This window comes from Marinobacter zhanjiangensis (assembly GCF_014651935.1).
Lineage (GTDB): Bacteria > Pseudomonadota > Gammaproteobacteria > Pseudomonadales > Oleiphilaceae > Marinobacter > Marinobacter zhanjiangensis.
Map to the genome: position 1 here is coordinate 25,314 of NZ_BMXV01000002.1, position 24,539 is coordinate 49,852.

Here is a 24,539-nt window from a genome sequence, read left to right on the forward strand (position 1 = left end):
CCGGAAGATATAACAGAAAATAACGGAATGCATCCAGACCCTTCATGCACACACTAAACAGGGATGTGACGTGGACGTTCAATATGCCCTCAACAGACGAAACACTACGGTTTCTCAGGTGGTCAGCCTCAGCGTATTTCTTGAAGCCCTAACACAGCACTGGCTAATTGAGCCGACGGAGGGGATTGGGTTGCTGCTTCTTAGGAGCAGGCGATAGGCTTGGGTGACACCTTAAGGGCCTGTAGCCCCGGAGCAGCAGTAAATTTTTGAGGCCATAGATGGTTTTTGGGAGGGAGACCGGACTGCTAAAGTCAGATTTTTATGTCTCGTGTGGAGCTAGAGTTTGTGGGGATAACCTCTCAAAATATGTGGCAGTCAGTTTCAGAAAGCATGAGGTGTGTAGTTCAGCGCGGTTTCATGATTTTTCTTAAGAATTTATAAAACAGTGCAGTGACTAAAAAATATCAGGTTTTCACTTTTTATATTTAGGTGCGAGTATGAAGCCGTTCGACCACTCTGAGTTTGCGCATGAGCGTCGCGCTTTTGCTGAACTAAAACCGCTACTTCTTCCCTCAGAACATCATGAATTTTACCCGAGTATCCACATCACGGATCCCGGGCGTAGGGTATGCGAATGCGATGCGCTCTTTATCTCTGAGAGCTTTGCGGCAGTGATTGAACTCAAGGATTGGCGCGGGGAAGTCGATGTCGCGCCAAACTCGTGGTTTCGAAATAATCAGGCAGTCCCCAATCCGCATAACGTAAATTTGCCTAAGGCAAAGGTGTTTAAATCCCTTATAGAGAAAGTTTTACCTGCTGTACGATCGCCCTTTGTGCAGTCGATCGTCGTACTGACATCTGAAAAATCCTCCGTCGAGGGCGCAGATAGCGCCTTCGAAATCATCCGACAGCTTGACCAGAACAAGCGTTTGCCTGACCACCTAACGTTCGTCGGGATGGCAGAACTGGCGAAGTATCTGCGTGAGAGGGTCAAGCGCGATCTGGAAAACGGCAGGTCGGTGCTTAGCACCCCAAATTTCCGCAAGTTGCGCAGAGTCTGGGATGAGAACTTCGAGGTAGGGTGTCGCCGAGAAGACTACGCGGATCAGATCCATGGATATCGAATTCTGCATGACCTTGAGCACAACGATCGCTATGTCAGCTATCTCGCCGAGGAAAGCCCAAAGCGCGGTGACGCACTCTATCGATTACGAGTATTTGGTATTGCAGCGGAGGCGCCGGACCAGCAAGAGCGCCAATTTCGCAGTCTCGACGTACTCGAACGTTTGCCACCGCATCCACATATCAGACCTGTCAAAAAACAGCCGAACGAGAAGGGGCTCGTTGTGGAAGTTTGTCGGTGGGGAGATGTTAAAACTCTCGATCAGGTCTTGGAAACTAACACTAACGTGAGCCTAGAGTTCGGTGTGCGGGTGGTGCGCGACATCGCCGGAGCGCTTGTTCATCTTCATGACTCCGAGGCGAGCCTTATTCACCGTAACGTGACGCCGCGAAGCATTATTGTCGGGCGAGACGATCATGTTGAGCTCACGGATTTTGACTTGGTGTTCGATCCCGTCGCTGATTATACAGTCATGGCGGATAGCCTTTCGGACTATGAAAAGCGTTTCTTTCCGCCAGAGGCACTAGCCGGGAAAGCGGATTACGGTTTCGACGTTTATAGCCTGGGGCAGACGTTTAGCGAACTGCTGGAGAGAACAACAGACGAAGATAAAGTTCAGCTGAACGAGCTCGCCCAACGAATGACAGCGGTAGATATCGCCGATCGGCCAAGTGCCCAGGAAGTTTTTAGTGAGCTCACTGACTGGCTTGGAGAAAGCCCTGCTGAAATCCAAAACGCTATACCTGAGGAGAACCCAAGAAAACCCCAAGTGGGAGATGAACACAATATCTGGATTCTTAAAGAGAGTCTTGGCTCTGGTGGCACTAGTGATGTCTTTCTAGGAGACAGCCTTGGCGATTTGGCCGCATTGAAGATCTTCAACGCCGATGTGCCCAGAGACAAGGTCCTTGCGGAACGAGATTTTCTACGGGCGGCAAAGCACAATCTTTTTGTCGCCAGATATCGCTCGTTTCTTCAGTGGAATAGCGCCTATTGGTGTATCGTCGAGGAGTACGTTGAAGGCGACACGCTCAAAAGCCTTATCTCTAAGGGCGATCGACCCAATTCCAAACCCTTCCTGTTGGTGGCAGATCAGATTTTGCAGGGTCTGGCGGGTTTGCATGAGCTGGAGCCGCCGCCAAGTGAAGGGGACGCTGACGCGCGGAGCAGCATCACCCATAATGATGTCACGCCTGGGAACATTGTCTTTAACGCCCAGACAGAGCTCGCCAAATTGATTGATTTCGGCTTGGCAAGCTACAGCGGTGACAAAGTCCTTGGAGGCACCCCTGGTTATGCCTCTGACGCCCTGATGACCAAAGAAGGCTACCTCGCGTCACCTACGGGAGATCTCTATTCCCTGGCGGTTACCCTGATTGAATGGGCGACCGGAAAACGGCCTACCGGCTCCGAAGAGGTGCCACTGCTGTTCGAGTCTGGTTTGACTCCGCACCAATCCGAGCGTCTTAAACAAATCTTGCAGTCCATGCTTGAGGCCAAAGACGATTCGGTATCTGCATCGATGATTCGACGGGAATTCTCTAGTCTACTCGTTGATGAGGACAGAGGCGCAGAGGACGTAGATTCTGCCGGTGACACACCGAAAGACGAGCCGAATCCTCTAACAGATGAGGAAGCGGGTGTCTCTGGAGGGGAGCTTGGAAAAGAGCACGCTCGAGCAGCTGATGGTTTTGTTCGATATCTGAACAGCATACATAATATCTCCGCCGACAATCGGTATGCGCTGGCGGAAGCTCAGGCGATCAGTCCCTACTTTACTGACCTACATGTTGAGCTTGATCTTGTTTCAAGCATTCGGGAGTTGCTGGCCAATCAGAGTGATGTCGTGGTTGTATTGACCGGGCATGCAGGCGATGGCAAGTCAACCGTGGCTGTGGATATCTGGAAGCGCGCCCTGGGCGTCCCGGGCAACGAGCCGGCACCGAAATCGCCTGAAGAAGAAGAGATCGTCGCTCTCGAGGGGCATAAGCTTACGATTGTGAAGGACATGAGTGAGTTGTCAGCACAAAGTCGAGCACAAAAGCTAGACAGTGCATGCAACCAACCCGGCAGTGCTTTAATCGTGAGTAATACCGGACCCCTCCTAAGTTCGTTTACGGAACTGATGGCGAAAGCAGGGCATGGCCAGAGAGACGCTCAGCAAAAGATCCTAGAGTGCCTGAACCAGCCGCTCCTAAAGGACAAAGTCTCGGACGCGAACTTGCTGCAACTTGATGGTACGAAACGGGTGTATGTGGCCAACCTTAGCATGCTCAGTAACGTCAACACCGCTGAACGACTGCTGTCAAAGCTCGTCTCCCATCCCGGCTGGGACTGGTGTAGTGGCTGCGAAGCGAAAGATCGCTGCCCGATACGGCGCAACGTTGAAGTGATGAATAAGTGCGCTGACACCGTTGGCGAACGAGTCGGAGACGTCTACCGTCGACTCGATGCATATGGCCGGCGTATGACCATGCGTCAGATAGCGGCCCATTTGAGCTTCAGTCTCACGGGTGGGCTGTCGTGTGAACAGATCCGGCAAGATCCGCAAACCAAATTCCGGGGCGTGTTCAGCGAGACCTTCTTTGGCCATGGTAGCCAACATAGTCTTCAGGCGGTGGACGCATTGTCTTGTCTACGCCAAATGGCAGACCTTCATTTTGGCATTGCTGCGTCGCCGACCTTCGACCAACAGATGCACGAAGGCAAGCTTGAAGACGCTTGGCTTTATCCCATCCAACTCGGTGAAGTGAGGGCGCACTTTGCTTCGCGCTTTGGCAGTTCGAACGACGGGAACGCTCGGCGGGAAATTCGGCGCCTCACCTACATGTTCGGTTCGCCTCGTGAGGAATATCACGCATCAGCTGAGGTTTTCCTCGATGATTTTCTGCAGTCTCCAATGCTCCGAAAACTCCGGGCCTGGTCCGAAAACCACAATTTGTCGGGTATGGAAAAACAGCGCTTTGTGAAACAAGTGTTGGGAGTGTTAATGGAAGAGTACATCGGCGCCTCAGTGCCCAGAAATAAACGTGAAAGCTTATACATCACGCTTAAGCGCCCCGATGAGAAGGTGTTCCAGTCTGTTCAAATCGTGCTTGGGAAGATTCCGTTTGATGAATTCACCGTCGACCTCGACGAGGTCAGTGGCTTGCCGGTACTGAAGCATCACCTCACGGAAGCAAGCCTGGAGCTGAGTTTGCCGTTACTTGATTACATCATCAGTAAAGACCTGGGCGAGTTAACGAGTGACTTAGACGCCATCCACGGGGCGAGCTTGGAACAGTTCCGTAGCGACTTGTTGGAGCGGATACGGGCCTCGGCCGATAACGTTAAACTCCTTGAGATCGATGCCCAAGGTGATCTTCGGATCCACAAATTCACGCCGGTCGACGGCGGCCAGAAGTTGGTTTACCAATAATGAACACGACACGATTTCCAAATATCTCTATTGAAAAGCAAACGGATAGTAACCCTGCCGTGAGGGCGTTCGGACGTCGATTCTACAAAGATCAGACCCCGTTGGAGTACCTGGCAGAGTTTCTATTGTGTTTTAGCTCTGAGAAGGAAAGCGAGGCTGGTGAGATAGGAAGAGGCTTTCCTGATCTACCTGAAGATCTCAAAGGCGGATTGGAGTACTTGCCCGAGAGTCGGCTTGCCGTGAAGCTGTTCTCCTTCTTCCCGTCATCGAAACTCGAAACCCGCCACAAGACACATGTTGAGCGATTTTCACAGTTGGTCAAGGACATGCAATCCAACATCGAGAGCGACAGTGGGGAAGGCAGTGAACGAGCGGTTCGGGTTCTGCAACAGTTGTTCTCAGGTTTCGTGGGCGTTGCTGGGGAGCGGACTTGGGTCACCCACAGTTTCATTCCGGCTTCGAACTTTCTACTTGCACGTGAGATTGACTGGCGCCATACCGACGCGAAAGGGGCCAATGTCGAGGATTGGCCCGCCGCTGAGAGGCACTTTTCAACGGGCAGCCATAACTTTATGGCGCGTGGTGGCGAAGTCTTGTTTTTGCAGCTTTGGCACGTGTTACAGGAAGCGCGATGCGGACAGGCCTCTCAGTGGCTGAATGATGAATACAGTTACGTGGATTGGGCGGCTGTCCGTGGTCAATTGGCCGACGGGCTAAGCGACACTTTGTTTGCGATCGATGGGCCGATTTCGCAATTGGGTGCGGTGATTGAACACGCCGCAGGGGAGACCCCGGCCATTAACGAAAAACTCTCGCATCAGGCGTTTGGATGGGTACATACCGCAAGCTGGCGTGAGGCAGCACTGTTTGCCTGGGAATTGAGCAATGTTGTCCTGTCCAATCAAGATGCCCTCAAAAAAATGCGCGTGCTTCAAGACCTTTGCTGTTTGCACGTTTTGCGCAGTGTCTGCTTCCAGTCTGTGCGGTGGGTTGGCGAACGATCTAGTGGTGGCAAGAAACAGTTTGAGGGTGGGTACAGCTGGGTGACCGTCGGCCCCAATGCTGGAGTAGGTACAGACCTTGGGAAAGCATCTAGCGCATCCGTCAGTGCTACCGAGGAACTATTGTACGGCGCGGTGCGCTCGACAAAGCTACCGACCCTCTCGGCCCAAACCGATGACGATAAAAGTTTCAGGAATGCGGATGCCCATGGCTTCAAGCTCTTTCGGTCGCTTGGAAAACAAATTGGGCTGATCGTTCCACCCAAAGGCCCCATGCGTTTCACGCTCCCTTCGTCGTTGGTAGAAACCTTGGTTGCGGTATTGCTGGAACCGGGCGAGCGTCTTCCTTTTGACGAATTCTTGCAGCGTTTATACCGTCACTTCGGTATCGCTGCGGGTGCGACTCAAATCCAGGAGGCGCTCTCCACGCTCGGCGCCGGCATTCGACCAGCAGTCCCCAATGACTGTGCCGCTTGGCTTGAAGATGAGCTGAAGCGTGGGGGGTTCTTAATCCCCCTTTCTGATGCAACGCCTCTTGTTAAAAACCCGGCTAAGAAGAAAACATGAAATTTTATACCCAGACCGTCGTCGACTATGTAAAAGAGCAGGTTGAGCGAGAGCTTGCGGATATAACCCCGGGTGAGCCGGCAGAACTCCGCGTGTTTACTCAGTCCATGCCACCACAAGCCATCCACGCTATCTTCGAACAACTATTGGATTATGTGGCTTCTAAAAACGCTAAGATTGAATACCACATGAAAGTGGCTTTTGGGCTTAATCAACATTGGTTAAGTAGTGGATTGCAAACCGATTCTGAAGAGGCAATTCGGCTCCAAAACAAAGGATGGGTGGATACGGAAGATCGCCTTACTCATTACCGCAACTTAACCGCATCGAAGGGGCAAGATCTCCTGTTGGTGGTGCTGGCGGGTATCGACCATGCTACGGACCGAGGTGGCTTAGCTGATTTCAATGTCGTAAACGAGACTGTGCTTTTCAGGGAACGGCTGAACAGCGATTACACGGATTGGGCTCAAAGATTTTTGCACGAGGCCAATCTGCCCGATATCGACGGCGGTGTTGTTCATAAATTTAATGCGTTTTTTGAACAGCTATTTAAAATTCGGCCTAGGAATTTGTTCCAGCTATCGGAGTTCCTTGAAAAAAATCTGCTTCCCAAGGCCATCAACTGTAACAATGCCAGTGAAACTTTGGCTCTGGCTTATGAAAATCTGCCAGTTTGGGGCATCCCGCCTATTTTTTCCCCGGCCAATCCTGCCAAGCGATTGACCTTGCTCGATGACGCCGCACGCTTGTTTAAGAGGGATGCGTATCGGGAAGCCAGCGGTCGAAAGAAGGCTCTACAGAATATCGAGCAGGCTAGGAAGGACTTGGCGGTCGCACCTGAGGTGATCAATCACACTCCTTATGACTCTACTGACGATTTTCTCGATACGCTTGAGACGTTCGTCCAGCAGGGAACGCGTGAATCAGAAAAGCGGCTTCTGCACACAGATTTTGCACCCGTCATAAAGATCCTGAAGACCAAGACGAAGAAAACGTCAAATCGTCGTAACACGCCAACGCGTCTCCGAGGGCCGGCGTTTTCAACCTTGGCTAACGCCATCTTTTCGACTGTTGAGGAATTCGCCAAGGGTTGTGGGACCGATTGGGCCCCCTTACACCTCAAACAGATTCGAGTGACTATCGAACGGTTCGAGTTTGATACTCCCAAGCAGGGAGAGGATTCGAGTATCGCTGAGGAAGCCTATCGTGGACTGATCGGTGGGATTGACGGCTTTCTTAGCGACTTTGAATTGGAACTAGATTCCGACCCTAATGATGACGATGTCGAGAAAAAGGCCGTCCCTCTATCCGTTGCTTTTGGTCGAGATGAGCGACCGGTCGATATTTTTTCGAAGGGGATTAAGGAAAGTCGGTTGACTTTTCGTGTCACCGCCGAAGCCGAAGTCAGCCGGTTGTCGGTGGACCGGTCGTTCATTTGGATCATACCGCCCAACCACGAGGAACGTGTTAGGCATAGTTTTGCCCAATTCATGCTTGAAACGCTGGAGAAAGAGCCCACGTTGCGATTGCCAGTTATCCACATGGGATCGGCCCTTGATGAGCTGTATTTCGCAATTGACGACGAAGAAGCTAATCGGCTGCTTTCAACCGGGATGTGGGAAGCGTCTGTCAGGGATGTCTTAGAAGGAATTCCGGAAGAGGATTTGGACACTAAGACGCGTGACGCTTTTGATCAACTTTCGAGTGCTTATAGGGGGTTTATTTCAGCGCTAGCTAACGAAGGCTATTTTGCGGCGATCGATAAACCACTGATTGATCTTGTGAAAAGCTACAGCGAAACGGTGGACTTGGCATTAAAACGAGACGAGGACCGTTGTGCACTAGGAGCTGATCTACTAAGGCGCCTCTATCAGGCCTTCGTCTGCGTTCCTGAGAACCTGTCTCCGACAAATGCGTTTGTCCCCGCCTTAGTGGCTACTGGCATCACACCCGCCATCGCGGAAACGGTGCAGGCAAGAGAAGTGTTCCTACGCGATGGGCTTGGTGAAACGCTTCGGACCCTACTACAGAAGGATGCAAAAGCCGGTAAAGCTGCCTTTGATCGTTTGCTGGGGTTGGTCGAGTTGCGTCGCCCACTTTACGGCCTGGTATTTGATGCTTCGCGGACGCTCACGACTAATCTTCGATCGTTCGGTTTGATTCACCGTTTGGGCGAGAAACCGAAGAGGACGCCTACTTTGGCTGCTCAGGCGGAAATGCGATCTGAAGATGCGTCGTCCGAAGAGGGGTTGTCGGCGTATTTGCGGATCACGCCGGAATCTACAATGATCCAACGCACCCTCAAGGCGTTCAGTAAGATTCATCCATATGCGGCCGACCGCCTCTCCATTTTTGCGGCCAATGTCGAAGATCTACGTCCCATCATCGCCGGCATTGATAGCTTCGTTACCGAAGTAACCAAAGAGCAATCGGGGGCAACAGACGTTCCCTTTGTCGTAAGCGTACGTTTGGTTGGGCGCGGGCCCTCCGCAACCCGAGCCCAGGAGGTCTTGCTTCGCTGGCAAGAGCGTTGGAATGGGAGAGAGGAAAATCGCAACCGCCCGTGTAAGCTGAGAATTGCCTACCGTCCAGCCCGCACCCGTGAAGAGGTGCAAAGCTTATTGGAATCCGTGAACGGTGCTTATGACGTAGGGTTCCTGTTTGACTTTCTCAATGATCAATGCGGAGGCGACTCCGTTGTCCCAACCCAACCCTTCGAAATTGATTGGGCGGCGGGCCAAGTGGGCAAATTCCCTATCTGCGAGCATCCAAGGCTAGCGAGTTCAACCGATCCTAATCTGCGCCGAGGTTTGGTGAGCAATCGAAGGTTTAAAGTGGCTGCGCGCCATGCAGAAATGACGGCCCGTCTCAAAAATCCAGACTATCCAGGTAGCCATCATGTGATCTTTAATCAGGTCGAATATGGCAACTTAGAGCAGAAATTCACCCAGGAAATGCATCGCTGTTGTCGGTGGGTGACCTGTGTCGATCGGTTCGTTGATAAGACGCTGATCTTGAATGAAGGGGAAAAAGCTCAGGATCAGCGAAAGCTGGTTGGCTTTGCCTCTGGCGTTGGCTCGTATGGCGAACTCAACCTGACCCTGTCCACGGAAAGCAACACCACCGGAGAGTTGGCGCGAGGTGTCAGCCGACGGCTGGGCCAGATCTATCGCGAGTGGCCCGCCGAACAATGTGATACCGTTGCTCATACGCTCATGGACGAGGCGCAGTCCGTCACCGGACTTTCGCTCGTCAGTGCATTGGGGAACGAAGGGGTGATGCGGGATGTCATCGGTTACGCCATGGCTAATCGCCTGTACCTGGACCGCTCTGCTTCCTTGGTGTCTGCCGCTTTGCCTTTGGACTCTTTTGTTCATTGGTTCGACGGTGCGTCCGACGGACTCAGACCGGACCTGCTGCTGCTTGAGGCCAGCGTACAGCAGGAAACGCTGGTGATCGATGCAACCGTCGTTGAATGCAAGGTCGGCCAAGAGTCTAATTATCATGTGGAAGAGTCGGTGGCCCAGGCGGCCGCCGGACTAACCCACCTAAGCAGTTTGTTCCTTCCCGTCAGGGCTGAGGCCCCGCCGGCTGCGTTTGATCGACGCTACTGGTGGGCGCAGCTTCATCGCGCACTCGTAGTGCGCAATGTCATGTCGATCAAACCGTCCGACAAGGAAATGGTCGAACATGCCCTTGAACAGATGGCGGAAGGTCACTTTGTTATAAATTGGCGCGCGGTCGGCGCGACTTTTTGGACCAACGATCAACGTTCGGCCGAGGACGGGCTCGAGTTGCGAAGAGCGCGTTCAGCGGGCTACTTGTCGTTGAACGGGCACAAAGAGGCGCTTGAGGTTTACCATGCGGCCATTGGCCAAAATGCGGCGCTCAACGCCCTGCTCAACGATAGGAATGACGTAAAGCATCAGATATGGCCTTTGACCGCAGTCCAGGTCGGAGACTTGCCTGACAGCCGCGAAGCGCCGGGTGACTCGACACCAGCCTTGGCCAACCCGCTGCAGCCTTCAGCTCCAAGTACGCATGATTATTCGCCAACGACGCCTCGAGAAGAGACTCAACAACCGGTGGCAGAGATGCCGGTCACGAAAGCCTCTGAGCCCGCGGCCGAGCAAACGACAACGGGTATGCGTCCTCAAGAGACGTCACCAGCTGATCCCCCTAAAGATCCATCGTCGGGCGTTCCGGATCGCCTCTTGATCGGACAGGAGATAACCGCACACGGCGGGGAAGGCCAGCCTGTTTATTGGGAGTTTGGCCACAAACAGCTGCCCAATAGACACTTGCTCGTCTTTGGCGGGTCAGGCAATGGTAAGACTTACGCAATTCAAGCGTTGCTGCTTGAAATGGCGAAGGCCAAGCAAAGCTCCCTGGTTATTGATTACACAGATGGATTTCTACCGCGGCAGCTTGAAAGCGAACTCTTGACCGTGGCTCAGCCCCAAAGCTATGCCGTGGCCGCGGGCACAAAATTGCCCTTGGATCCATTTAAACCGCAGTCTGATGAGATTGAGGGTATTGGGGCGATCATGGAAAAACCCTTCGACGTGGCAAAGCGCGTCGCAAGTATTTTTACCGCAGTTTACAGCTCCTTGGGCGAGCAGCAGAAAGCGAATTTGGTTGATAGTATCGAGCAGGGTGTGAAAACAGGCCACCTTACACTAGAAAGCCTTTTTGACCAGCTGAAGGATGATGAGGAGGACCTGCTGGCAAATAAAATCATGCCTCTGGCTCGCACGGAGCCTTTTGCCAGCGCCAGTGAGAGTGCCTGGCCGGAGATATTCGGGGATGCACAGAGCTTGGTGAAGATTCTCCAACTCGTCAGTATTCCTTCGGAAATCCAACGCCTCATCATCGAGTTTGTTCTTTGGGATCTTTGGGATTTCATGAAGCGCACGGGCTCAAAAGATCGTCCACTACCGGTTGTGCTTGACGAAGTTCAAAACCTTAACCACCGCAGCGGATCCCCCTTGGAGAAATACCTCAGGGAAGGTCGGAAGTTTGGTGCGTCAATGATCCTGGCCACCCAAACGTTGAGTAACTTCAGTAGTGATGAGCGAGATCGACTGTTCCAAGCGGCACACAAGCTGTTCTTCGGGCCTGCCTCAACGGAGCTAAGGACCTATGCCACGATTTTGAAGAATATGATTCCAAACAGCTCGGCTGAGGACTGGGCCACACAACTGTCCGCACTGAAAAAGGGTGAGTGCCTATCGGCCGGCTATGAACGGCGTCCAAATGGGGATCTGCGTGTAACGGTTCGCAAGGTGGCGGTGACCGCGCTGAGTGACAGATTGGGAGAGGTGTCGTGAACGCTGCAAAAGAACGCTTGCCTCTTAGCTTCCATATGACGTTTCAGCCTGAGCGACACTATCTCAGTGCGTTGTTGACGTTTGCTCAAGGGAGTTTTGGCCCATTGAGTATCGACGCTATTTCGCAGCAAACGGGCATCCCAACCGGAAGCAGCTCTGGAAAGGTTCGGCCTCTTTTGCAGTACGCACGCGGCATGGGGTTGATTGAAACCACCAATAAGGCCGGCAAAGGCGTTCAGCTCCACATGACGCCGCTCGGAAAGACTGTCATTGAAGAGGATGGCCACCTAATTGAAGAAACTACCCAATGGGCATTGCACTTGATGCTGTGCCGGGCTCGTGGTGGCGCAGAAGCGTGGCACGCTGTGTTTGTAGAGGTGGCGAAAGCGCTCGGACGGAATCTGGACGAAGCCCAGTTCGACGCCTATCTAGAAAACAAATATGGTAGTAGCCGAGATGCCGTTGGCCCGTTGGTGCGCAGCTATGCCGATCCTGCGGCGTTTGGCAAAGCTGCGGCTATTCAAAAAGAAGATGGACGTATTCAACTGCGCAAGATGCCGTTGCAGCCGGCATTTTTCGATATGCTTGGAGCGCTTTTGTTTTTGGTGTGGGACGCCGTTTGCCCTGAAGAAGGTCAAGTGTCCCTGCGTGAGCTTGAAAGTGAAAGCGGCTTGATCGCTGCCACTGGTTGGAACGATGAGGAACAGAGTGATTTCTTAGCCGTTGGCGAAAACGCCGGATTATTCCGCGTGGATCGGCAAACCGGGGCACCGATTCTCACCCGTCTTATGAATACGGATGATGTGTTAGAGGTTATGTATGACCGGCTTATCTAATAATAACGACGGAATTCTTGTCCGAGATATCGTTCATTTTCGCGATGATTTGTTTTTCGAGGGTGCTGTCCAACTCCGCTGGGTAAAGGACAACCCGGAGCGAGCTGAGAGAGCCGCAACAAATTTCGTGTTTCATGGCCCACGGTATCACGCGGTTCATTCGAGTAGCGCTGCAGATGGCTATGTCCTGAAGGATACCGCTACGTTCGTTACCAATCTCGTAGAAGAAATCGCGCAAGGAAGCGAAAAACAGGGAAACCCCTTTTCACTGGCCATTGCCGGTTATGGTTCCGGCAAGTCCCACCTTGCCGTGACCTTGGCCGAGTTGCTTTCCAACCCCACTGCACCTAATGCGACCGCCATTCGTGAGAGTGTGGCACGCGCGGATGACGAAGTTGGGCGGAAATTATCTGAGTCGCTGACTCAGTTAGATAAACCGGTTCTAGTGGTTCCGCTCGATGGCATGGCAAATTTCAATCTAGGCTCGGAAATTGCTCGCCAGATTATTTTGCAGTTGAGGGACGCAGGTTGTGACCTATCGGTCATCGAGGAATTATCGCCAAGGTTCAAAATCGCTGCGAATTTCGTGCTGCGCAACTTTTCTCTGCGCCAATCCGATTTCGCAGATGCGCTGCAGGGTTTGGATGAAGCGACTATTATCGAGCAGCTCAATGAGCACGATGAACAAACGTACACAGCTGTTGACGGTATATACGAAAGCGCGAACGGTGCCCATATTCCGGTCGAAGGAAATGAGTCGGTCCAAGACCTCATTGCTGCAGTTACTACCCAATTCTGCCACGCTGAGGGACCCTTCAGTGGCTTGTTTATCTTATTCGACGAATTCGGGCGTTTTTTGGAGTATGCTGCAGAGCACCCCCATCTCGCAGGCGACTCGGCGCTCCAACAATTATTTCAAGGTATACAAGACGCCAGCGGCCGGGCACGTTTCTTGGGCTTTATTCAGTACGACCTGAAAGCCTATGTTAGCCGTTTAGACCGCCGGGATCTAATGCACCTGCAACGCTATATCACGCGCTTTGAGGCTGCGAAAAAATCCTATCTTTCCACCAATCTTGAAACCCTTTTTGCTCACTTAATCGAAAAAAAACAAGCTGGCTTCGTCGAGCGGGATGTCCTTCAGCTCGAACATGTTGAAGCCGAACATGGTCTGTTATTGCAGGCCGTGCCCGAGGCCAGTCGCTTCCCGGTCTGGAAAGAGTTCGATAAATTCAAGCAAGTCATCGCCTTGGGGTGCTGGCCGTTACATCCCTTCGCGGTTTGGTTTTTGACCCGACAGCAGGATGTGGTTCAGTCGCGCTCAGCCCTAAATATTGCGAAAGAGGCCATCGAGAGGCTCGGAGAGCAACCGATCACCTCGGCTAACGGAGTACCTACAACGATATCGGCTGCGGACCTGCTGCTAAACGGGATGCTGCCCGAATTCGTGGCGGCAGAGCAGGCTCGTGGGGGGAGCGTCGCAGAGACACTGCAGGGAATTCTGGAAGAACGTAAAGCGCTGCTTAGTCATCCTGACCGAAAAGTGTTAGCCGCTTCCGCCGTTGGCCTGAAGCTTGGTGTGCGTCTCCCAAGTAGAGAGTTGTACAACTACTTCTTGCGTCTCACTGCGGGGGTTAACGAAACGGTATTAGATGAGACATTAGCCAATCTGACCGAAGACCTGGGCGTCTTGGAGTGGAACCCAGATTTCGGGCAGTACGAGCTGGTGCAGGATGCGGCCACACGTGGCCAATTTATGCGCCTCATGCGAAGCCGCTGCAGTGACCCCAATATTGGTGATGCTGGGAACCTGTTTGTTAATTTTGGCCGAATTCTCTGCAACCTTTCTTACGTTGATACCAGTTTTGCAAACGAAAATTTAATCACCACGCAGGACTGGAAGTTCGATCCTCTGTTTGCATCATCTAAGTCTGTCACTGAAACAATTGCAAATGCCTTCAGAGATTGGTCGCGTGCCGTCGATGTAAATGAGGCTAAAGGCCGTATCATTTACACCTTTGTGTCCTCTGATGAGTCGCTGGAGGAGCTCCGTGAAGCAGTGGCTGGCATATTCAGTAATGAGCTGGAGCGAAAGGGGGTTACGCAGGCGCCCATATGGGTTGTCTATCTTCCTGATTCTAAAGATCGTTTAGCAGAAACTCTAAAGCGCTATTGGGTATTGGAACGTGGCTTATCGGTTGAGGATAGGGAGCGATACCGTCGATTCGTGGTTGCAGAGCTGTCTCGTGCTCAAAGTGTTGCGCAGGAAGTGACTGCGGCCTCTTTGTCAGAAGGACATCGCCAAGTCGCAGGAATCGGTGAAGGCAATGCAAGGCGATTAACAAAAGCTGGGCAAGAGATCTTCGCAGCTTGTTACCCGAGCGTCATTCCCTTCCCGTTCGACGGCTTCGCGACGGCGTCAGGCGCTGGCAGTCAGGCCAAGAAAGACGTTTTGGAGTTGGTTCGCGCACTGGTAAAAGGCGAACTGAACGACGAATGGATTCAGTCGCGCCCTTCAAGACTCCGTAACCGTGCAGCCCACGTGCTCGCGAATGCTTGGAGCATTTTGGACCAGAGCGGCAACGTTTCGAGCGTTCCGGCACATCCAAAAGTCAAAGCGGTTCTGGAGCAGATGGATGCGTGGCATAAGGATGATCCAGAGCGCTCTTTAGAGCAGACCCGACAAACACTGTTTTCGCCGCCGTTTGGCTTGAACGTCGCATCCGCTGGCCTGTTATTGGGGCTATTTTTGGGGCGCCGGGTCCCTCGTTGGCGGATCTCGGTTGCCGGGCAGACCTACGACGTGTCTTCCTGGCTGGGCCATGCGCTAAAGATCTCAGACTTTGATGCGAAGGCTCTGGCGCAGTCGACCGTTCAAGCAATCAGTGAAGGTGCGCTTGAGCGCTGGCAGAGCTTGATCGATCGCTGGCAGAGTGTGCCTCGGCACCGACAACGCCTCGAGTTTTATCGGCAGGCCAAATTAATGGAGAAAGAGGACCCCGTGCCAGACGAGCTTCTCTACAAATTTGAAAAGCTCGTTGATGAGGCTCGCGAATCTCAAACGCAGTTATCCGCGTTTGAGCGTCGCTCGGAAGAAATCCAGCGGGAGCTTGAACGACGGTTACAGAAAGAAAACTCAATTGGAGGCCTATCGGTTTGCGATCGAGTTCTCGGCTTCCATGAACTTGTGAACAACGGCGAATGGGAAGAGTCCCACATCGAAGAAGTCGAGAGTTTATTGCAGGTTGTTCAACAGTGGGTAGCCCAGGAGGGCGCCCGCTGGATTGAACGATCGGTGTGTCGCTCGCCCCAACAGGTGGCTGACTTCCGGAAGCAAATGGAGAAGGCCGAAACCACCCTTAAAAAGTTGGAACTGCCGAAACTGGCCGCTGCTGTTGAACAGCAGAAGACCCACTCCATCGCCCATGTGGAAGAGCGCTTTAAGTACCAAAGTGCCTTGACCGAAGCGAAGCAATTGGTCGAGGTTACCTCCATATCGTCGCAATCTACCATTCTCGAATTAGAAAACTACCGAGGCAAAGCGAAGCGGTTCATCGACGTCCTCGAGGAAGGCAGCCGGATCCTTAAAGATCCTGAACTCGAGGACCTTACAGACCGTCTCAAAAGCCTCGACGCGGAGGCTTCAGAGATGGTGAGTGAGCACCGAAGAACACTGGCGCAACTGTACGAAGCATATATTCATTCTCTGGATTCAGCTTACCAGCTTCGGTCCCAAGTGCAGCGCCTGCGCGATGTGTTCGCAGAACAACGAGACTACGGTGACATCGAAGATGCGCGCCGGCAGCTGGATAAGGTCTGTGCGGATTTCGAGGCGTGGACTGAGATTCCAGGGGGGCCTGAGGAGATCGAGGCGACGTTGGCCCGGGCAATTACCGAACGTTGTGACGAGCTAGAGCGCTGGTGCGAGCAAGAAGAAGTTGAACCGCTCTGGAGCTTTCAAGAGATCTACGATAGCTTTGCATGTGAACGTGTTGCCGCCGTGCGGGAGAGAGCGGCACTTTGGGTTCGAAGCTCTATCCCTTATGAGGAAGACATTCGGATGCTTCCTATGGACGAAGCTCAGCAGAAGCTCAGGGTCTTGGAAAAAGAGCCGCCCTCTTATCTGGGTCAGCCAGAGCTCGATGCCGTTAACGCTGCCCGCCAATCCATATCAAACCGGATTGTCAAACTGCAACAGATTAGAGCGCGAGAGGAGGCAGAAATATGGTTGAAACAGTTTGCGGATCTTCAACGTGAGGCGACTCAGCTTCCTCGTTCGGAATGCGAGAAACAGCTGCGCGAACTGAGAGCGGCTCCGGAAGGCTTGTTACCGGAAGAGAAGGAAACGTTGGGGAGGTTGATTTCCCTTGTAGAGGCACGTCTCGATGAGCTCGATCTGACGGACATTTTGGCTCGGATTAAGCGAATGAAACCTGATGTATTACGAGATTTGATGAGGCACGTTAGTGAATATCTAGGGCGTTGAAAGGAGTCAGCGAATTGTCACCGAGACCATTGAGTCAAATCTTTACTAACGGCAATGCGCTTCCCGAGAAGGGGGGGGGGGTAAATGAACGGGGTATCGACAATCTTGGGGCCTTGCGCCAGCGGGGCGGGCTAAAGAATTTTGGAATGGTCTCATTGTACTATTGAATTTTTGTTCGGCTGGTATTTAAAAGTAAAATTCAAAATATTAAGGGTAGCTTATGGAGTTGAAAGGCGCTGAAATTAGAGATTTTTATAGATTGACTGCTGACATGCCTAGTGGTGGATCGGCTTTGAAATTTCCTAAAAAAGTAAAAATTCCTCATTATCAGCGCCCATATAAATGGGAATCTGAAAACATTGAAAAGCTTATTGATGATTGGCGTTCCGAGCAAGGCGATCAGTATTTTGCAGGATCTATTGTAACCGTTAACAACGAAAAAAGAGAATTACACGAGTTAATAGATGGACAGCAGAGATACACTACAATCTACCTAGCAAACTTTCTGAGGTTCTTGGTTTCTCGAGTTGCGCTTCGTCAAGCAATATCTGAGACGACTAAAATTGTGCATGTAGGAAAGTTGGTTGAAAGCTATTCAGAGTCAGCCCGATTTCTTTTCTTAAATCAGCCAGGAGACGATTATTCTTTACAGAAAGAGCTCGATGATCTCCAAGAAATGGTGAATTCTGAGCTGGAATATTTCGAAGATGAAAATAAGTTCGCAGAGACTAAAGCTAAATTGCTTAACTTTGTTGGTCTTCCAGACTCATTTGAAGGATCAGATGAGTACTTAAAGGAACATTTTGTTAGTCTAGAATCTTTTCTGGATCACAAAAAGCTGGCTTTGTCATACGATCGATCATCTTTTGATTCAGCAATTTCATTGAGCTTGAAACGTTGCTGTATTTATCTCCACGAACATAGAAAGCCTGCTATAGATTTTTATGGTTTGGATGACGTATATTCGGAGCACGAGCAACGTTATATTGATGCGCTAAAAACAATATTTATTAAGTTTGACGATATCTTAGGTGATGGTTTCGATAAACCTTTTGATCGTGCCAAAGCTATTGTAGAAAAAATTGGAAAATTTCTTCATGGTCTTTCTCTTTGCGTGGTACAGACTGGAAATGCTGAGGATGCCTACACTCTTTTTGAGGTTCTGAACGACAGGTCTCTGGCGCTTGATGATCTGGATCTCATAAAAAACCAGTTTTACAAAAACTTTGTGTTAAAAAATAAGGTTCTTCAGGAAACTGAAGTCGATAGAATTCTTCAAAACCTGGATGATCGGTGGGTCGATAATATATTTGGGAATCAACCCGATCAAAAAAGAAAACTAATAGCCTACCTTGCCATTGTTTTTATTACAGGTGATGAAAGCATTGTTTATAATCGAGGGGATGGATATCGTCGTTCTATTCAAAATTATCTGGAGGGTCTTTCGGTCTATTCAGAAGATGATATTGAAAAGCACTTTAATATTTTTGAGTCCTGCAGGATTATCGTTGATCTAGCCGGCGTGAAGTTTAGGTCAAAGGATTTGGTCGCACTAGAGAATGAGTTTGACCAACAGAGCTCCACTCTAAAAAAGACGATTACCTTATTGATGGCGCTAAATCAGGAAGGTGTGTTGTCTGGTTTGATTAATTTCACATTGAAGTATATAGAAAAAGAGGCTGGAGAAAATACCGCGCAACGTGAGTCTCTATCTAAGTTTGTGCCTGATGCGGTTCGACAAATTGCTAATGAATATATGTTTTCTGGTTTGTCAGAGAAAGTTGAGAAGCAAGCCCGTAGAGTGTGGCAGATTTCGATGCTCTCTAGCTCTGCAGATATCCCCAGAGATTTCGCGGTAGGTCTCATTAAACATAATAATCTTTCCTCTGATTCCATCGATTTAAGAGATTCTGGAGATAGAGAGAAGGCGAATCTGGAATTTAAAGCTTGGGTATCTAATTGGACATATAACTCACAGCATCTGAAAGTAAGGCTGCTCTTTGCTAGATTGATTTCGCTAAGCCCTGATCAATCTGGAGAGGCTTTAACTAAAAAGACCATCTCTTTGGGAGTTTCAGAGGTTTCGAAGCTACAGCTAGACCACATTGAGGCGAAACGCCCTGATCCGTCTCATGCTGAAAAATATTTTGATGATGATGATCGCGAGGTTTACATCCAGGGGCTTGGAAACATGATGCCATTACCGTCTGCGGAAAACATTAAGAAGTCTAATAAACCCATGAGTGAATCGTTTGGGTTTTATCAGGAAGCGGGAATTGGTCCTGGTCATCACTTATATGACTCAGCCTTAAAGCTTTTTGAAGATCACAAATCAGGTGATAAGCCGACTAAAGAATTCTTCCAGAAAAGAAAGGAGCATTTAATTTATTTATTTAATATTGCAGTAAAATATCAAGGATGATGGATAGAATAGATGGACCGCCAGGTGTACCCGGCGGCTGCACTGATGCCCTACAGTTGCCTTTGGCGGTTCTCTGGGATTTTATGCATAGCCCTATTTGTGACAAGCCACGCAAAACTTTGGCTGTCCATAAACATCATCTATGTCGATCAGTTCGGCATCCGGCCGCAAAGGGTTTTGTCGTTTTTTCGCTTTGATCTTTAAAAGACGTTTTTCGTAATCGTCTTTGATCTGACGAATACGCTTGGGCTGAGTTAATTCATCAAGTGACTCTCCTTGGCTCCAGGTAAAAGGCGAGCCATTTTCAAGGGCATCCTTTTCGTATGCTTTGGCCTCCTCAAAGGCTTCAGGGTGGCGTTCTTGTAGTCGCACCCATTCGATCTTCTGTTGGTAGAAGCAGAAGGTGCAGCCACTTCTTGATCTCCACTCATAATATTTGGGCCAGCCTAGGCCCGAGCTCTCCAAGATTTCAGCTACGCCGGGCTTGTCGATCCCATCGTGTTTAAATGGTAGGTGGATTTTAAGGTTATCTTGCTTGGCGTTATAACCTTCGCGATAGGGCTCGTCAGCCCGAATCGCTACATAGCTGTGCACCATTATGCCTTCGGCAAGGAATGGCTTAATCCAATCCTCGAACGGTTTTAACTTAAGTTGGCGCGTGCACCAGCGGGTCTGAGCCGATGGCAAAAAATTGTTGTATTGTTTCAACCAGTAATCGAAATCACGATTAGGATTGAGTCTTAAAATTGGTTTCCCCAGGAAACCTTCAAGTTTGCCAAGAAACTCATAGACTTCCGGAAGCTCTTTACCGGTGTCCGTAAAAAAATAGTCGATGTCTAGTTCCGGATAATTTTGGCGCATGTATATTGCTAGTGCGGCACTGTCCTTCCCGCCTGACAAGCCGAGCACGTGTTTCTCATGATGTGACATCGGTTTCCTCCAGAAAGCTCAATTGTTCGGTGTCGGTCTCTAGGCTCATATATTCACTGCTCAACTCAGCAAGAGCGGCTAGTATTACGGCCTTTTTGTTGGAACTATCTGATTGCACAGATTCCTTGAGTCGTGATACCAACTCATCAACTTTTGGGCGATCTCTCTCTGTAATCTGAAAATCGGCCTCCATAGGTTTGGGTTGCCCATCTCTGGAGATAATTACTGCCATAGCATGGCGTTTGTCTTTTCGGCCTTGGACTCGGGCATAGGATTCGGTCCGTACGAACTTTTGTGCCAATGCGGCGGTCTCGATAAATGCAGCATCTAGGTCTGCGTCGACCCAGTCCCTCGGCGGCTTATTTGCGGCAAGGCTCCCGACACCCTCAATCGATTCATTGGTGCCATCGAGCACCGCAATGCGATTGGTAAAGGCGTCAAGCCTAAAATCTCCCGACATTTGCTTGATATTCTCGGCGCGATCTCGGAGTTCAGTGAGGGCCTGCGGTGAATCGCTGGGAACCTGGAGCTCCGTCAAAAGAATACTGGACATGCGCTCAAGCATCTTCGGATAGGCGTCATCGAGCTCTTTCATTGCCTCTCGTATGGTCGTGATGACCGCATTTGCCACCTCACTCTTTTGGATATCCGCGTTTGCTTGGTACACGCCGGGAAGGTCTGAAAAAAGCAGCTGGTTAGGGTCACTCGCGTGCTTGAATATGGTTCGCACTTTCATCGCCGTAGCAGAGAGCCTTTGAGTGCGTTTGGTCCAATTTGGCAGTCGGTCAAAGATCGCGACCAACCCGCGAGCGACATCGATTGGCTCTAGTTCTTTCAACGGATTCGCTGTATCTAGCTCACGTACAACCTCAGCCAAACCCGAAAGAAGGGTTTTTGATAGGTGATTTAGGTCCATCCACCTAACTTGGATTGAAGCTGGGTCTTTCGCCAGGTAATCAACATCGAGATCGGTGAATAGGGGTTGAAAGATCCCTTCGCGGTAAAAAGCAAGGTTGCTGCGCTGAGACAAGATAAACGCAACTGCTAGAATAGGCATTAAGCCTCGTTTTAAGCCGATCGGTTTGTCTTCCCAAATTTCGTATAGCTCATCGATGCCAATAGAACGATCGGAGTTCGCTTCCAAGTGCTCTGCGGCCTTTCTCCATGCTGTATAAAGTCGGGCGGGGTCTTCTTCCCAGCTTGGCTTAAGAAAGTCGAGCACTTCCTTATTACTGCCATAGAGTTTGGTGTATTCCAGGAGAGATTCGAACAAACCGCCTTCAGCCGGGTACCCACTGATACCTAGCCGGCTTTCGCCTAGGTTGTTCGCCATCGCTTTAAGGAGCGAATTTTGTGCAGCAATGGCGCTACTTGAGGGTTTTGTCCTATTGAGGAGCTCGTTTTTGATCCGCGGAGTCTCTGGATAAAGTTCTTCTGCAACATCGGACGCTTTGTTGTTAAGAGACCTTATGGTCATGCGTTTTAGCTCTTGCCCGTTTTCAAACCAAACAGCATTCAACATTGCCTGTTGCAGCTCCGCTTCTAGCTGGTTTTGTAATGCAATGAGGCGACTGTTTACTTCTCTGTGAGCAACGAGATCACCCTGAATTTCAGTGTGCTCCTCACGGACTTTCTCCAGAGCTTTTAGTTCCTTGGCAAGTTCTATAATGGTCCAAGCTTGCAGTGGAAAACCTACGATTACGTTTAGATCTTCCTTTGACGCTTTCTTTGAAGCCTCTTTGCAACGAGAGCGAGCGGATTGAGTGTCTTCTCCCTCGGTGGGCAGTGCTAGCAAGTAGAGACCGATAGTCCCTTGGTGGGCAATGAACTGTGTGGCATTTGAAGTTGCCGCGGTCAGCGAGCCAAGCTGGACGTCAAACCAACGTAGGGCGCCAGTTTCAAAATAATGTCGCTTGGCAAGAATGGGTTGCATTCCGGCCATGCGTTGCAAGGTTTCGAAATTTACGTCGCGGACTTCCTGCAAAGCTTGCTCGATGGCCGACTCAATATCAAAGTCGCTCCCGGCATAGATTGCATAGGAGGAAAGGTGTTTTCGGTAGATTATGAAGGACCATCGTCTAAGGTCTTCAAGAGCGGCATCTACCGCCTCCGTTGGAGCTTGCGTTGTCGTATACAGGAGCTCTTTGCCGGGATAAAGCCCAGAACGTTCACGGAAAAGATCGAGCACTGCAATCGTTTTGAGGAGCTGAATATGAACTGGGCTGGCTCCGTTCGCTTCACAACGATCAAGTGCTTCAGCGGCCATGGCCCAGCGATGACCATCGGGTGATGCAATGATGGACGGCTCTAGATTCACTCTCAGGTAATCCCATAGACGACCAGGGCTATATGTCTCCTGGCCATCTGATGTTCTGAGAAAGTCCTGGAAACCGTTCGGTTCTGCGGAATTTAGAAACCCGAAAAGACTCCTTTGGTTTTGTCCAAAACGCCGGCGTGAAATTGGGCCGAGTAGGGCGGCAACCACCGGATGCAAAGGCCAGGTGTTTTCGAGCAGAAGCGCAAGGTTTTCACTAACGCCCGGTTTATGGGAGCGTATCGTCTCTGCAGTAACGGAAGACTGATGACCAACAGTGTTGGAGTCATGGTCGGAGTGAATTGCCCGGGCGAGCAGGTCAACTTGTTCTTCTCCAGCGGTATTGACAGCAAGGTCTACAAAGCGCCCCTGAATCTTTGACCACTCATCCCGAGCATCACGAGAAAGCCGGTTGGCGTATTCTTCAAATGCCTGGTGGAGAATACCAATGACTACAAGCTTGCCATTTGAGCGAGATGCAATCTCTGCTAGTTGCTGGAAAAGATAGAGATCAGAACCATCACGGGCCGCGGCTTCGAGGAACTTGCCCATCTCATCAATGAATAAAATGAGACCAGCTTTACCTGGTATATTGTTCGCTGCATTAAGGAGTGTTTGGACGATGTTTGTATCATTCCAGCCCTCGTCCGGTTCCAGGTACGCTAAGCCATTCTGGATGAGCGCTTCTCCGATTACTTTTCGAGCGGAGGCTCGTTGTCCCACCACGGGGATTACAGTCCAGCCTTGTTTGCCAGGGGGTAAGGCGCTCCATACTTTCTGGGCGGTTGCTTCACCGACTGCATGTTTCGCTTGATCGCGCTGGGCCTTACTTTTGGCCGTGAGGGCGCTCAGAGCAATGACAAGACTGGATTTTCCGCTTCCGTAAGGGCCGGTCCAAGTGAATGCCGCCTGGCCGCTCTCGGCAATATGGGTAGCCATGGTGGATAGAACAACGGCAGAAGATTCTGGGCAAATGAACCCCGTTAGGGCGTCCGGGTTTTGTAAGTCCGTGTCGATCCGAATTGAGCGCTGGAAACGCCTCTCAACGTAAACAGTATCTGATAGCGGCATTAGGCAACCTTTCCTTCGTATTCGCCTTGATAGTCAATGTCGATTAATTGAAGTGCATCTTGGTCCTGAATCTTTTCGGATCGGACTAGCTGTTTGAGGCCAGCCGTTTCAGACCACTTCAATCTCCCATTTGTCGCCATTTCGATGCGCGTGAGTCGATCAGTGAGATCATCTTCGCTTAACTGAAAGACTTTGCCGGGTGAACCGGGTTGATGTGCCAGCGCCTCAAGAGAGATCGTATTTGCCGTGGAAAAACCGTTCCAAAAATTAATAACAGCATATGCGAATACTCCGTCACCTAGTGTCGCTTTCGGACCACGAACAACGCGGAATCCATCCTTCTTGCCAATAGCCTTGAGAAGGCCGAGTTCAGTAAGCGGAGACTCCATTGTGTCCTCGTGTGTTTGCTTCCCTGTTGCCGGCTTAGCTGCGTAGGTGCGGACAAAACACTCTACGTCACGCTTGATAGTAGATTTCGACATTCTGGACCATGCTTGCTCATTGCCCAGCTTATCGAGTGCCTGAACAATGTTATCTCGCTCAAAGCTATCCGTGGGGAAGTGGCTAAAAACCCAAAACCATGTCGTCAACTTCTTGTTGGAAGCGAGTTTCCAATGCAGTAACCAAGGAGTTGAGGGGTATTCCATGAATGGATCTAACCCATTGTCATCAAATATTTTTTTTCCGATTTCGCTTACTTCAGCCTGGTTGCCTTTATTGCCAGGTTTAATCACGTCACATTGCGTTGCCCAATGGCGTATTGAGGCAACCATGTTTTTGCCCACGCCTAACCGAGCGATTGCCCCCTCATCGTTGAAGACGGAGTGGTCGTTACTGCTTTCCTGTGATTCTTTTACCGCATCGTACGCCTTCTTTAGCCATCCGTAGCGCATTGGGAAGGTTTCGTGGCCTGAAAATTGCGGTTGGTATCCGGCCTTAAACAGTGGACTATTAAACATCGTTTCCCCTGGATTGTCGCTCCAGTCTCGACAATAACGATCGTCGGAGTTAAGGTCAACGGAAAATCCCACTGGAAAGTCC

At 50.7% G+C, this 24,539-nt stretch carries 9 protein-coding genes; 6 read left to right on the top strand and 3 right to left on the bottom strand.

Annotation, left to right across the window (positions count from 1 at the left end):
- The first annotated feature begins 497 nt into the window (after positions 1 to 497).
- The 6 genes from IE079_RS03655 to IE079_RS03680 all read left to right on the top strand — a co-directional run bounded on the left by IE079_RS03655 (position 498) and on the right by IE079_RS03680 (position 19,183).
- A complete protein-coding gene (locus IE079_RS03655; protein ID WP_189573065.1) occupies positions 498 to 4,541 on the top strand; it encodes an NERD domain-containing protein kinase family protein in 4,044 nt (1,347 codons plus the stop codon).
- Positions 4,541 to 6,109, top strand: a complete 1,569-nt coding sequence (locus tag IE079_RS03660; RefSeq protein WP_189573067.1) for a hypothetical protein — start codon at positions 4,541 to 4,543, stop codon at positions 6,107 to 6,109. Before IE079_RS03655 ends, IE079_RS03660 begins: the two co-directional genes overlap by 1 nt.
- Positions 6,106 to 11,439: an ATP-binding protein gene (locus tag IE079_RS03665; protein ID WP_189573071.1), complete on the top strand. Its 5,334-nt coding sequence runs from the start codon at positions 6,106 to 6,108 to the stop codon at positions 11,437 to 11,439. Before IE079_RS03660 ends, IE079_RS03665 begins: the two co-directional genes overlap by 4 nt.
- Positions 11,436 to 12,275 carry a hypothetical protein gene (locus IE079_RS03670; RefSeq protein ID WP_189573074.1) on the top strand — a complete coding sequence of 280 codons (840 nt, stop codon included), beginning with the start codon at positions 11,436 to 11,438 and terminating at the stop codon, positions 12,273 to 12,275. The genes IE079_RS03665 and IE079_RS03670 overlap by 4 nt, the downstream gene beginning before the upstream one ends.
- The gene (locus IE079_RS03675) at positions 12,259 to 16,761 is read left to right on the top strand and encodes a coiled-coil domain-containing protein (RefSeq protein WP_189573077.1); all 4,503 of its coding nucleotides are present in this window, start codon (positions 12,259 to 12,261) and stop codon (positions 16,759 to 16,761) included. Before IE079_RS03670 ends, IE079_RS03675 begins: the two co-directional genes overlap by 17 nt.
- Before the next feature lie 220 nt (positions 16,762 to 16,981).
- Positions 16,982 to 19,183 (top strand): DUF262 domain-containing protein, encoded by a 2,202-nt coding sequence (locus tag IE079_RS03680; RefSeq protein ID WP_189573080.1) that lies wholly within the window; start codon positions 16,982 to 16,984, stop codon positions 19,181 to 19,183.
- A 93-nt stretch (positions 19,184 to 19,276) separates the two neighbouring features.
- On the opposite strand, the gene IE079_RS03685 is transcribed toward IE079_RS03680, so the two are convergent.
- From IE079_RS03685 to IE079_RS03695, 3 genes are read right to left on the bottom strand one after another with little or no spacing between them, the layout of a single operon-like run.
- Positions 19,277 to 20,113 (bottom strand): phosphoadenosine phosphosulfate reductase family protein, encoded by an 837-nt coding sequence (locus IE079_RS03685; RefSeq protein WP_189573083.1) that lies wholly within the window; start codon positions 20,111 to 20,113, stop codon positions 19,277 to 19,279.
- Positions 20,100 to 23,498 (bottom strand): ATP-binding protein, encoded by a 3,399-nt coding sequence (locus IE079_RS03690; protein ID WP_189573086.1) that lies wholly within the window; start codon positions 23,496 to 23,498, stop codon positions 20,100 to 20,102. Before IE079_RS03690 ends, IE079_RS03685 begins: the two co-directional genes overlap by 14 nt.
- Positions 23,498 to 24,529: a DUF4007 family protein gene (locus tag IE079_RS03695; RefSeq protein WP_227712303.1), complete on the bottom strand. Its 1,032-nt coding sequence runs from the start codon at positions 24,527 to 24,529 to the stop codon at positions 23,498 to 23,500. Before IE079_RS03695 ends, IE079_RS03690 begins: the two co-directional genes overlap by 1 nt.
- Positions 24,530 to 24,539 lie beyond the last annotated feature (10 nt).